Annotated in this window: 9 protein-coding genes; 2 read left to right on the forward strand and 7 right to left on the reverse strand. The window is 71.2% G+C overall.

Annotated features, from left to right (window positions below; genetic code table 11):
- The first annotated feature begins 75 nt into the window (after positions 1 to 75).
- Positions 76 to 2,148: an FAD-dependent oxidoreductase gene (locus ACSRUE_RS40160; protein ID WP_441288160.1), complete on the forward strand. Its 2,073-nt coding sequence runs from the start codon at positions 76 to 78 to the stop codon at positions 2,146 to 2,148.
- Here the strand turns inward: ACSRUE_RS40160 and ACSRUE_RS40165 are convergent.
- The 7 genes from ACSRUE_RS40165 to ACSRUE_RS40195 all read right to left on the reverse strand — a co-directional run bounded on the left by ACSRUE_RS40165 (position 2,137) and on the right by ACSRUE_RS40195 (position 11,237).
- On the reverse strand, positions 2,137 to 2,871 hold the full coding sequence (locus ACSRUE_RS40165) for an ABC transporter ATP-binding protein (protein ID WP_272101325.1): 735 nt from the start codon (positions 2,869 to 2,871) through the stop codon (positions 2,137 to 2,139). The genes ACSRUE_RS40160 and ACSRUE_RS40165 overlap by 12 nt on opposite strands.
- 7 nt (positions 2,872 to 2,878) lie before the next feature.
- A complete protein-coding gene (locus ACSRUE_RS40170; RefSeq protein WP_441288161.1) occupies positions 2,879 to 5,041 on the reverse strand; it encodes an FtsX-like permease family protein in 2,163 nt (720 codons plus the stop codon).
- Positions 5,038 to 6,759 carry a lysine--tRNA ligase gene (lysS, locus tag ACSRUE_RS40175; protein ID WP_441288162.1) on the reverse strand — a complete coding sequence of 574 codons (1,722 nt, stop codon included), beginning with the start codon at positions 6,757 to 6,759 and terminating at the stop codon, positions 5,038 to 5,040. The genes ACSRUE_RS40170 and lysS overlap by 4 nt, the downstream gene beginning before the upstream one ends.
- Positions 6,756 to 7,899 (reverse strand): peptide chain release factor 2 gene (gene prfB, locus ACSRUE_RS40180; protein WP_441288163.1). Its coding sequence is split into 2 segments (ribosomal slippage): positions 6,756 to 7,829 and positions 7,831 to 7,899, totalling 1,143 coding nucleotides; the frame shifts between segments, so codons are not numbered across the junction. Before prfB ends, lysS begins: the two co-directional genes overlap by 4 nt.
- 263 nt (positions 7,900 to 8,162) lie before the next feature.
- On the reverse strand, positions 8,163 to 8,636 hold the full coding sequence (locus tag ACSRUE_RS40185) for a hypothetical protein (RefSeq protein WP_441288164.1): 474 nt from the start codon (positions 8,634 to 8,636) through the stop codon (positions 8,163 to 8,165).
- Between the two features lie 268 nt (positions 8,637 to 8,904).
- Positions 8,905 to 9,432 carry a hypothetical protein gene (locus ACSRUE_RS40190; protein WP_441288165.1) on the reverse strand — a complete coding sequence of 176 codons (528 nt, stop codon included), beginning with the start codon at positions 9,430 to 9,432 and terminating at the stop codon, positions 8,905 to 8,907.
- A 92-nt stretch (positions 9,433 to 9,524) separates the two neighbouring features.
- Complete coding sequence (locus tag ACSRUE_RS40195) at positions 9,525 to 11,237, reverse strand: DUF885 domain-containing protein (protein ID WP_441288166.1); 1,713 nt, start codon at positions 11,235 to 11,237, stop codon at positions 9,525 to 9,527.
- 115 nt (positions 11,238 to 11,352) lie between these two features.
- On the opposite strand from ACSRUE_RS40195, the gene ACSRUE_RS40200 reads away from it, so the two are divergent.
- Complete coding sequence (locus ACSRUE_RS40200) at positions 11,353 to 12,507, forward strand: S1C family serine protease (RefSeq protein ID WP_441288167.1); 1,155 nt, start codon at positions 11,353 to 11,355, stop codon at positions 12,505 to 12,507.
- Positions 12,508 to 12,519 lie beyond the last annotated feature (12 nt).

The following is a 12,519-nucleotide window of genomic DNA, read 5'->3' on the forward strand; positions in this document are numbered from 1 at the left end:
CTCAGGCCGCCTTGCATCGCGATGATTCTATTGCTACAGAATTAACAGAAGATTTCACGAGCGGTTCGGAGGACCATGACCCTTGGATTGGACCTCGATTTCGGGCGCTTGCCCGCGCTGGAGCGGAGGGAACGCAGGCCCGGGACACCGAGGGAGGATGCCGGCGCGGAGAGGGCCCCCGAGGCAAACGGCGGCCCGGAGCCCAGGCTCTCTGGGCGAGAGATGCGTATCGCCGCCGCGCTCGCCGAGGCGGCGATGCCGCCCGGCCGCTTCCTCGACGGCGCGGGCGCCGCGACCGCCAGCCGACTCGCGGCCTGGCTCGGCTCCATCCCGCCGCACCTGGCGCAGGGGGTGCGCGCGGCGCTGTGGGCGATAGAGCTCGCTCCCCTTCCGTTCCGGCTCAGGCCGCTGTCGGCGCTGCCGCTCGAGGAGCGGATGACGGTGCTCCGCGGCTTCGAGCTGAGCCGGGCGCGGACGCTGCGTTCGCTGCTCCGCGCCGCGCTCACGCCGCTCAGGTTCGTCCACTACGACCGGCCCGAGATGTTCAGGCACGTCGGCTGCCGTTACGAGCTGCCCACGGTGCGCGACGAGGCGCCGCGCTGGCTCGCGCAGGTGACGGACGGGCGCGAGGTCGAGGAGGACCTGGAGCTCGAGTGCGAGGTCCTCGTGATCGGCACCGGCGCCGGCGGAGCGGCCGCGGCCTACGAGCTCGCGTCGCGCGGGCACGCGGTGCTCATGCTCGAGGAGGGCGACTTCCACCGCCGCTCGAGCTTCACCGGACGGCCCGCGCGCGCCTACCGGGAGATGTACCGCGACCACGGGCTCGACATGACGCTCGGCAACGTGAGTATCCCGGTGTTCGCGGGGCGCGCCGTCGGCGGGAGCACCGTGATCAACTCCGGTACTTGCTACCGGGCTCCGGAGAGCACCTTCGCGTCGTGGCGAGACGGCATGGGGCTCCCGGCGGAGTTCTCGTCCGGCGGGCTCGCTCCCTACTACGAGCGCGTCGAGCGCATGCTCCAGGTCGCCCCCGCCGACCCGCTGCACCTCGGGGCGATCGGGCCGATCGTCCGGCGCGGGGCGGAGCGGCTCGGGCTGCGGCACGGGCCGCTCCAGCGCAACGCGCCGGACTGCGATGGACAGGGGATCTGCTGCTTCGGCTGCCCCACGGGGGCCAAGCGCTCGACCGACGTGAGCTACGTGCCCGAGGCGCTGAAGCGGGGCGCGCAGCTCATCACCGCGGCGCGGGTCAGGACGATCGACATCGTGGCGGGCCGCGCGCGGGGGGCGACTGCAGTGCTCGGCGGCGACACGAGGGCCGGCGGCCGCGGCGGCCGCGGCGCAGGGCGGCCGCCGCGGCTCGTGGTCCGGGCGGAGGCCGTCGTCGTGGCCGGCGGCGCGCTGATGACGCCGCTGCTCCTGCGCCGGAGCGGAGCGTGCCTGTCGAGCGGCGCGCTGGGAAAGAACCTCTCGATCCACCCGGCGTCGAAGGTGATGGCGCTCTTCGATGAGCGGATCGATCAGTGGCAAGGCATCCCGCAAGGCTACCAGATCGACCACTTCGCCGACGAAGGGCTGATGTTCGAGGGGGGCTCGCTCCCGTTCGACGTCGCCGCGCTGGCCGTGCCCTGGACGGGACGCCGCTACACGGAGCTGATGGAGCGGTACCCGCACCTCGCGACGTTCGGGTTCATGATCAAGGACACGAGCCGCGGCGAGGTGAGGCCCGGGATCGGCGGCACGCCGCTCGTGCTCTACACGATGAACCGGGAGGACGTCGCCAGGATGCAGCGCGGGGTCGAGCTGCTCTGCGAGGTGTTCCTGGCCGCGGGGGCGCGGCGCGTCCTGCCGCTCGTCGCGGGCTGCGACGAGGTGAACGGCCCCGCGGACCTGGAGCGGCTCAAGGCGCGGCAGATCAAGGCCGGGGACCTCGACGTGGCCGCGTTCCACCCGCTCGGGACGTGCCGTATCGGGGTGGATCCGCGGTCATCGTGCCTCGGGCCGGACCACCAGGCGCACGACGTCGCCGGGCTCTACGTGTGCGATGGAAGCGCGATCCCCTCGTCGCTCGGCGTGAACCCGCAGATGACCATCATGGCCATGTCGCTGCGCGCGGCCGAGCTCCTGAGCGAGCGGCTATCCGGCTGAGCCGTCGCGGTACCCGAGGGCCGCGGCGCGCTCGCTGCCGATGCGATCGCTCTCGATCGTCCCGTCGCGCATGGTCACCACGCGCGGCATCGACTCGGCGAAGCTGAGGTTGTGCGTCACCACCACGATCGTGGTGCCGTGCTTTCGGTTCATCTCGAAGAACAGCTGGTGGATCGAGTCGCTCGTCGCGGTGTCGAGGTTGCCGGTCGGCTCGTCGGCGAGGAGGAGCTTCGGCGACAGGACGAGCGCCCGCGCCAGGGCCACGCGCTGCTGCTCGCCGCCCGACAGCTCCCCCGGCCGGTGCGTCGCGCGCGCCGCGAGCCCGACCTCGGCGAGCAGCGAGCGCGCGAGCGGCTCCATCTCGCGGCGGGTCTTCCCCTGGATGAGGCCCGGCATCATCACGTTCTCGACCGCGTTGAACTCGGGGAGCAGGTGATGGAACTGGAAGACGAAGCCGATCGTCCGGTTCCGGATCGCCGCGAGCCGCGAGCCCGGGAGGCCGGTGAGCTCGTCGTTGCCGAGGCGGATGCGGCCGCTCGTCGGGAGATCCAGCGTGCCGATGCAGTGGAGGAACGTGCTCTTGCCGGCGCCGGAGGGGCCCACGAACGCCACGACCTCACCCTGGTTGATGACGATGTCGATGCCGCAGAGCACGTGGAGCTCGCGGCCCATGTGAACGAACGTCTTGCGGAGGTCTTCGACGACGACGAGCGGAGTGGACATGGAGTGATTACTCGTAGCGGAGCCCGTCGACCGGAGAGAGCCTCGAGGCAGCGCGGGCCGGGTAGATGGTGGCGATGGTGCAGATGAGCATCGACGCGACCGCGACCATCGCGTAGTCGGAGAGGTTCACGTTCACGGGCAACCGGTCGATGTAATAGACGTCCGGATCGAGCCGGACACCGAACCAGTGCAGGCCCGTGCAGACCGCGAGCGCGGTGCCGACACCGTAGATCGTGCCGATGGCGCCGATGATCACGCCCTCGAGCATGAACACGCGCATCACCGCGTTGTCCGAGGCGCCCAGCGCCTTCAGGACGGCGATCTCCTTGCCCTTCTCGGTCACCATGAGGAGCAGCGTGCAGACGATGCAGAAGCTCGCGACCGCGATGGCGATGGACAGGATGATGAACGTCGCGATCTTCTCCAGCTTGAGCGCGCTGAAGAGGTTCTTGTTCATCTCCATCCAGTCGCGGACGCGGAGCTGCGGCGGCGGCTTTCCTCCCTCCGGCGCCTCGTCGAGCGCGGCGCTCGCGGCGACGGCCGCCTCCACGGCCGGGCGGACCTCCTGCACCCGCTCGGGATCCGGGACCCGGATGTCGATGTGGGTGATCTTGTCGTCGAGGCTGAAGAACTTCTGCGCCTCTTCCATCAAGACGTACGCGTGCGTGACGTCGTACTCGTACATGCCGCTATAGAAGATCGCCGCGACGCGGAACTTGCGGGAGCGCGGCATCACGCCGGTGGGGCCGAGCTCGCCCATCGGCGACAGCAGGGTCACCTCGTCCCCGACGAGCACGTGGAGCGATTTCGCGAGCTCGCGGCCGATGATGACGCCCGGGTACACGCGCGTCTGCACCTTCAGGTAGTCGCGCACCGACGGGTCGACGTCCGTCGGCTGGCGGAAGTCCGGCCCCTTGAAGTACGGCTCCCCGCCCGGACCTCGACCGATGATCTCCTCGGGAGGCAGGCTCGTCAGCTTCTCGGGCTCGCGCAGGTAATCGAAGCTGCCGACCTCGAGGTTCTTGGCGAGGTCGATGACCTGCCCGATGGTGTCCGGATCGATGCCGCGGACGAGCGCGCCCGCGGTGTTCGAGGCGCTCGAGCCCATCGCCTCGCCGGCCGCGACCGGGGTCGCGGCGCCTCCGTAGGGCGCGAGGGCGACGCGCACCTGGGTGAGCTTGTCGTCCCAGTTGCCGAAGCCGCCAGGCCGGGAGGCGTCGACGACCATGTGCGCGTTGTTGCCGAGGATCTTGCGCTTCAGGTCGGCGCCGAAGCCGCCCATGATGCTCGTCACCGAGCACAGGGCGCACGAGCTGACGGCGACGCCGGCCATCGACAGGACCGAGATGACCGTGAGAAAGCCGCTCTTCGAGGCGCGCACGTGGCGCGCGGCCACGTGGGGCACGAAGCTCCGGCGCTCGAGCGCGTCGAGGGCGAGCGGCAGGAGCGCCGACAGCACGAAGAACAGGAAGACGACGCTCGAGACGAGCGCGGTGAAGCGGATGATCTGATCCGTCGGATTGAACGACGCGCCCTTTCCGGCGGGCATCCTGGCCGTGAGCGTCGCGGTGACGCCGAAGCTCACGCCCACGAGCGCGCCCCACCACCAGCCGAGCGCGCGATAGAGCCCCTTGCGGACAGGGCGGCTCCCGGCGACCAGATAGCCCGCGCCCGCGCCGAACAGCGTGCCTCCAAGGATCCACCTGAAGGTCGGCTGGATGGGCAGGACCGCGACCCAGAGCACGGCGATCGCGAGCGCGGCGAGCAGGGACGTCGCGCCGAGCACGCGGAGCCCCACGCGGGCCCTGGAGCCCCACCTGCCGGAGAGCCACCGGGCGTTGTCCGCAGCCATCCTGGCCCGGAACAGCCGAAGGGCACCCGCCACGACCAGCGCGGCGACGAGCTGGGCGACCCTCTCCGTATTGCTCGCGAAGAAGGCGCCGATGGGCGCGAGGCCCTTCGCGCGCCCGCTGGACCCGATGAGCGTGAGCGCGAGCAGGCTGGCGCCCGTGAGAGCGACCACGACCCCGACGCGCACGACGCCGGGACGCCGCGGCTCCAGCTCGCCCTTCTTGTCGAAGCGGGTGTAGCCCCGCCAGGCGAGCAGGACGATGCCCAGAGCGACGGCGGCGAGGAGCGCGGCCTGCAACGACCTGGAGAGCTCGATCACGCGTCGGTCTCGGGACGGAGGAGCGGGAACAGGATGACGTCGCGGATGGAGGTCGCGCCGGTGAGGAGCATCGTCAGGCGATCGACCCCCATGCCGAAGCCCGCCGTCGGCGGGAGGCCGTGCTCCAGGGCGCGGACGTAGTCGGCGTCGTAATCCATCGTCTCCTCCTCGCCCCGGGACTTCTTCTCGACCTGCGCGCGGAAGCGCGCGTCCTGGTCCTCTGGGTCGTTGAGCTCGCTGAAGGCGTTGCAGAGCTCGCGGCCGTCGATGAAGAGCTCGAAGCGGTCGACCAGCGAAGGATCGCTGTCCTTCTTGCGCGCGAGCGGGGAGACCTCGAAGGGATAGTCGATGATGAAGACAGGGACGCTCTTGTCACCCGCCTCCGTGCGGTAGTCCCTCGTGAGGAACGGCTCGACCACGTACTCGTAGGCGCAGAAGACGAGCTCACCCGGCGACTCGCACTTCTTCGCGCCCGCGCGGAAGTTGGTCCAGTCGATCTCGCGCCCGCTCGCCTTCGCCGCCTTCGCCCACTCCTTGATCGGGGCGTCGTCCGCGGCGACGCGCTGCGGGACGTCGGCCGGCAGGCCCGACTTCGACAGGGCGCGGGCGATCCCCTCGGCCATGGGGACGCGCTCGAAGCGCTCGAGCGAGTACGTGCGCTGCGCGGCCCAGGCCGCGTGCTCGGCCGGGAGCCGCTCGGCGAGGCGGGCGTCGACGTGGCGGAGCATCGCCTCGGTGGCGTCCATCAGCGTCTCGTACGTCGCGTACGCCTGGTAGTACTCGAGCATCGTGAACTCGGGGTTGTGCCGCGTCGACAGCCCCTCGTTCCGGTAGCAGCGCGCGATCTCGTAGACGCGCTCGAAGCCGCCGACAACGAGCCGCTTCAGGAAGAGCTCCGGCGCGATGCGCATGAAGAGCCCGAGGTCGAGCGCGTTGTGGTGGGTCTTGAACGGCTTCGCGGCCGCGCCGCCGACGAGCGTGTGCATCGTCGGGGTCTCGACCTCGAGGAAGCCGCGGGTGTCGAGGAACTCGCGCAGCGCGGCGACGATCGCGGTGCGGGCGCGGAAGACCCCCGCGACGTGCGGGTTGGCCACGAGATCGACGTACCGCATGCGGTAGCGCGACTCGACGTCCTTGAAGCTCGTCTTGGTCGGCAGCGGGCGGTAGGCCTTCGTGAGCAGCCGGAGGCGCTCTGCGCGGATCGAGAGCTCGCCCTTCTGCGTCGCCATCGCGACGCCGCGGGCCTCGACGAAGTCGCCGAGGTCGATGTCCTCCAGCCGCTCGAAATCGGCGAGGCCCCCCTGCTCGCAGTAGAGCTGGAGCTCGCCGGTGCGGTCGCGCAGCCGGACGAAGGTGACGCCGCCGAACGAGCGCACGAAGAGGACCCGGCCCGCGACGCGGAACGGGACCGGCTCGACGCGCGCTGGATCGTAGCGATCCGCCGCGGAGGAGGCGGATCGCTCGGGCGCCGCGCCCTCGGGCCTCGGCTCGGCCGCGGCCCGCGCCCCGTCGAAGCGGGCGCGGACGGCCGCGAGCTCGACGAGCGGCTCGCCCTCCGTGACGTCGTTGGCGAACGGGTTGTCGCCGCGGGCGCGGAGGCGGGCCGCCTTCGCCTTGCGGGTGGCGATCAGCGTCTCCTCGGCGCGCGCGGCCTCGGCGGCCTCCTTCACGAGCCGCTCGGTCTTCTTGTCGTTGGGTCTGTCTTTTTGCTGGCTCACGGAGCGTCGTCCTCCGCGACCGAGCCGCCCTTCCTGAGCGAGCCGCCGGCCGCGGCGAGCAAGTAGGCCTCGATGAAGCCCTCGAGATCGCCGTCGAGGACGGCGTCCACGTCGGTGGCCTCGGTGGAGGTGCGCACGTCCTTGACGAGCCGGTAGGGCGCGAGGACGTAGTTCCTGATCTGGCTGCCGAAGTTGATGGAGCTCTTCGCGGCGTTGTAGGCCTGGACCTCGGCCTCCCGCTTCTGGAGCTCCATCTCGTACAGCTTCGCCTTGAGGACCTTCATCGCCATCGCGCGGTTCTGGTGCTGGCTGCGCTCGGCGCGGCACACGATGTTGAGGCCGGTCGGGATGTGTCGCAGGCGAACGGCGGTCTCGACCTTGTTCACGTTCTGCCCACCCTTGCCGCCGGCGCGCATCGTCGTGATCTCGATGTCCTTCTCGTTGACCTGGATGTTGATCTCGTCGTCGCTGTCCGGGGTGACCTCGACGGCGGCGAACGCGGTCTGGCGCGTGTGATCGGCGTTGAACGGGCTCATCCGGACGAGGCGGTGGACCCCGGCCTCGGAGCGCAGATAGCCGTACGCGGCGTCGCCGGTCACCGTGAGGGTGACGGCGTCGATGCCGGCCTCGTCGCCGTCCTGGTAGTCGATGATCTCCGTCTTGTACCCGCGGCGCTCGCAGAAGCGCAGGTACATGCGGAGGAGCATGGACGCCCAGTCCTTCGCGTCGGTGCCGCCGGCGCCCGGGTGGATGCTGACGATGGCGTTGCCGCGGTCGGCGGGGCCGGACAGCATGCGATCGAGCTCGACCTTGCGCAGGCGCCCGGCGATGGCGTCGGCCTGCGCGTCGGCGTCGGCGATGACGCCCTCGTCGCCCTCGGCAGCGCCGAGCTCGAGGTACTCCGCGAGATCCTCGATCTCGCGGCCGAGCCGCTGCGCCACCTCGAGCTTCGACTCGACCTGGGCGCGCTTGCGGAGGACGGCTTGGGCCTTTTCCTGATCGTTCCAGAACCCCGACGACAGCGTCGTCTGGGTCAGATCCTGGAGCATCCGTTCGAGCTTGGGGACGTCAAAGATGCCCCCTTAGCGCCTCAAAGCGCCGTTTGATGTCGAGGACTTTCTCGCGGGTCTCGGAGAGCATGGCCGGGGATCTATTCGATCTGGGCGGCGATCGCCAGGAGAGACGCCAGGCGGGACCGCCGCGCGCGGGCGGACCGAGGCGGCTCCACGCCGGCTCCACGCCGGGCGCGCCGGCGACGCGCTCGTCAACGCGGCGCGCAGGCGGGAGAGGGTGCGGCGGATGACCCGGCGCCGCGGATTCCCTGGCCGTGGACCGCGTCACGAGCGCCGGGCGCCCCGAGGCGGCGCGAGCTCCGGGCTTCCCGCCCAGCGGGACAGGGCGCCTCAACCAGGAGTCGGCGCAGGGACGGATTCCCGGACGGCGCGGCGGATCCTGAACCGCAACCGCTGAGCGCTCCGCGCTCGCCTTGGGCTCCGCAGGGCATCCCTGATCGCCCTGATGGAGACCGCGGGAGGCGGCGCCTTGCTGCTCAGCGCGGCGTCGAGGTAGCGGCCCAGGAACTCCGTCAAGGCGACGGCGGTGACCGCATTGGAGAAGAGACCGGCGACCGGGACGAGGCCGAGCGTGAAGTTGGCGAAGAGCCTTACGGCCGCACCACCCCAGATGATCTTGCTCACCTGCAGCCACGGAGCCCTGCGGAGCGGCACGCCCCGGCGCCGGATCAGCGACACGGAGAACGAGTAATGAATGGGAACCACGATCAACTCATCTGCGCCGGGAATGGGCTGAGTGACGAAGCTGATCACTGCAGCGATGGCAGAATATTTGTTGGTCAGCCGGCGGATCGTCGGTTCCATGGGTCGTATATACGGCGTGGAACCGGCCGCCGGGAGGCCGAGACAAGCATGTTGACGAGGGCGCGGCGCCCGCAGCCGAGGGCGGATCACGCTCGGCCTGGACGAAGCATGGGAGTCTCCGCGCCCGTCGGTGTCCCGGGGGCCCTGGAGATCTTTGCAGGACAGAGCGAGGGAGATCTCCAAAGCACGGTGGAGCGCCCCGCGAATTGGACCCCGGGCATGGGAAAGACCATTGCCCGCGCTCCGCGGCCCTCGCGAGGCGCCGGCGCTACGGATCGAGCCCTTCCCTGCACGCGACCCGGAGCTCACCGAGCGCGGCGACGAGCGCGCCGCGCTCGCCCTGCCACGCCGGCGACGGGTCCTCGGCGTCGCGCCGGCGGAGGTGCTCGCGGGCCTCGTCCCAGAGCGGACGCGGCGGCACGAGCGGCGGCACCCGCGCGCGCACGTCGTCCGTCAGGCGCAGCACGCGCTCGACGCGGGCCAGCGCCTCGCCGAGCGGCACCTCGCCCGCCTTGCAGCGCCGGAGCAGGCCGCACTCGTAGCTGCTGCACACGGAGAAGCGCATCTCGTAGACGGTGCACTTCCGGTCGAGGTGGCAGGGGCACGGCAGGCTGAAGGCGTCGTGGTACCGATTGCACGCGAGCGGCAGGCGCAGCTTCTCGGCCCGCGGGAGCTCGTGCTCCTCGAGCGGCGCGACGTCGAAGAGCAGCCCCGTGCAGCAGAGGCCGCACGCGGTGCAGAGGTCCGAGCCGTCCTGCCGCGCCTCGGGGGCTTCGTTCGCTGGGGGAGCGCTCACCCGCGTCGATTGGCACGCGCGTGGCCGCGCGTCGAGGCGCGAAGCGGGTGGGCGACGCGCGCGTGCCTGACGAGCGCGTGCCTGACGAGCGCTCAGGGCGCGGCGTCGTCGAGCACGATCTCGCGCAGGTGGTCGAGCCCGACGGACCCGGAGCCGATCACCCTGGCGTGAAACGCCTTCAGATCGAAGGCCTCGCCCTGGCGGCGCCGCAGCGTGTCGCGCAGCTCCAGGACGACGCGCTCGCCGACCTTGTAGGAGATCGCCTGCCCCGGCCAGCCCAGATAGCGCGTCGCCTCGCTGTGCGCGTGATCCAGCGGGAGGAAGGCCCGGCGCTGGAGGTACTCGACGGCGATCTCGTAGCGCCAGGGCTCGCCGGCGTGGAGCGGCGCGTCCCGGGGGATCGGCAGCTCCAGGTGCATGCCGATGTCGAGGACGACGCGGTAGGCGCGCGTCAGCTTGCCCGCGAGCATCCCGAGCACGTAATCGGGGCGCTCGAAATAACCGAGCTCGTACATGAGCTGCTCGGCGTAAAGGGCCCACCCCTCGGCGTGGCCGGAGTTCGTCACAAGGAAGCGGTGGAGCCGGCTCAGCCGGTCATCGAGGTGCACCTGGAGCGCGCACTGCAGGTGATGGCCAGGAAAGCCCTCGTGGTACGCCGTGGTGATCTCCTCGTAGAGCGGGAACGCCTGCTTCGCGCCGGGCGCATACCAGACGGTGCCGGGCCGCTTGAAGCCGTCGCTCGGGGGCACGTAGTAGGCGCCGAGCGCGCCGCCCGGCGGAGCGAGCTTCACCTCGATGTGACGGATGGGCGCCGGGATGTCGAAATGGACGCCGTCGAGATCGGCGAGCGCCTTTCGCTGGCGCTCGGACATGATGCGGAGGAACTCGTCGGCGCCCTGCGCGCACCGGGCGGGGTCGGTCATGAGCAGATCGATCACCTCGGGCAGCGACGCGCCGGGGAGGATCTCGGCGGCGAGGCGCGCCATCTGGGCCTCGATGGCGTGCACCTCGGACCACCCCCAGGCGTAGGTCTCGATCGGGTCGATGCTCGCGCCGAGGAAGCGGCGCGCGAGGCGCAGGTAGCGCTCCTCTCCCACGGCGTCCGCGGCGCGCGCGCTCGGCAGGTACGTCTGCTCCAGGTAGCCGGCGAGCGCGCCGAACGCGGCGCGCGCGCGCTCGACGCCGTCAGCGACGCGCGCGCGGCCGGCGCCCGCGCCGCAACCCGACGCCTCGTAAGCGGCCGGCAGCGTGAGGAAGAACGACGCGTCGCCCGCCTGGTAGCGCGCCTGCTCGATCACGGCGAACACCTGGCGACGCGCGACGACCTGGCCCGTCCGGCGCCCCTCCTCGAGCGAAGCGCGGTAGCTGTCGCACGCGCGCGGCAGGCCCTCCAGACGCGACGCGATGGCCTCCCAGCCGGCGGCGCTGTGGACATCCATGAGGTCGAAGACCATCCGGAGGTGCTGGAACGCCGACTCGATGTTGTTGAGATCGCGCAGGTGCTCGCCGTGACGGAAATCGTCGAGCCGCTCATCCAGGTGATCCGCCATGACACGGCGTGCGAGGCGACCCCACCGCGCCTCCGCCCCGGGGCGCGGCGGCGGCAGCGAGCGGAGCCGCTCCTGGAAAGACGCGACCGTGGAGGCCCAGGACGCGGCGCCGCTCGGGCTCCAGTCGTTCCAGGCGCCTTCGTCGCAGGGGATGCCCGCGAGGGTGGCATGGGCAGGACAGCGGGCAGCGAAGGCTTCGACGAACTCGTCGCTGAGGGCGAAGATAGGATCGCGCGCGTCGTGGTCTTGGCTCACCGCGACAGCATATGCGGCCACGACCGGATTTTCTCCGGGCGCGCGAGACGATCCGTCGGGTCTTCGTTACGCTTGCTGGAGGGAGGTCGCTCACGCGGCGGCCTCGGGGAGCGACATGAACCACCGCAGCCTGCCAGGCGAGCTCCATGACGACGACCGGCCCTCCTGCGCCGCTCCTCCATCGCGCCCCCGACCCCCGCACCAGCCCGGCTGGCCGCTCGTCTCGGCGCTCGTCGCCGCGACGGCGATCGCGGCGCTCGGCTGCACCGCGAGCTCGGCAAGCCAGCCGGCGATCTCCGCGTCACAGCCCGCGGCGATGACGCCAGCGCAGATCGCGGCGCGCGCCACGCCGGCGGTCGTCACGATCCGCGGCGACGGCTCGCTCGGGGCGGGCTTCCTCGTCCGCGAGGACGGCTGGATCGCGACGAATTTCCACGTCGTCGCCGGGATGCCGGACCTCAAGGTGGTCCTCTCCGATCAGAGCGAGCACCCGGTGCTCGAGGTGCTCGCGTTCGACGAGGCTCGGGATCTCGCGATCGTCCGGATCCACGCGCCTCGGAGGCTCCCGCTGCTCTCCCTCGGCAACAGCGGCGCGGTCCGCCCCGGCGATCCGGTCGTCGCGATCGGCCATCCGCTCGGCCTCGCGGACACCGTGTCGAACGGCCTCGTGAGCGCGGTCCGCGTCGTGGATCCGGAGCTGACGCTGCTGCAGATCTCCGCGCCGATCGCGCCAGGCTCCTCGGGCGGCCCGCTGTTCAACGATCACGGCGAGGTGATCGGCGTCGCCGCGGCGGTCTCGACGCAGGGGCAGAACCTCAACTTCGGCGTGCCCGCCGACTACCTCAAGCGGCTGCTCGTGCGCCCCGATCCCGTCCCGCTCTCGACGTTCGCGGCCGAGACGGCCGACGAAGAGCAAGGGCTGCCCGCGGTCAAGCGATCGGTGCCTCACCACGCGCTCGCGATCCTCCGCGGCTGCACCGAGGGGGACCTGCTCGTGCTGGCGCGCACGATGGACGGCGCGATCCAGGTCGGCTCGCCCCTCTACAACCAGGGGGATTTCGCGTCCTGCTATCACGTCTACGCGGGCGCCTCGCTCGACATGGAGCGCCGGCTCGGCCCCGCGTGCAGGGGCCCGCGGAACGCGCTCGTCGAGGGGCGGCGCAAGGCGGCTGGCCTCGACGACGAGGCCGCCCAGGCCTGGGCGATGCGCGACGCGTTCGACGGGCTGCTCGAGGTGATCCTGCGCAAGGTCCACGGCGAAGCGCGGTGAGCGGCGCCTCGC

The sequence above is a fragment of the Sorangium sp. KYC3313 genome, from assembly GCF_052075895.1.
Lineage (GTDB): Bacteria > Myxococcota_A > Polyangia > Polyangiales > Polyangiaceae > Sorangium > Sorangium cellulosum_B.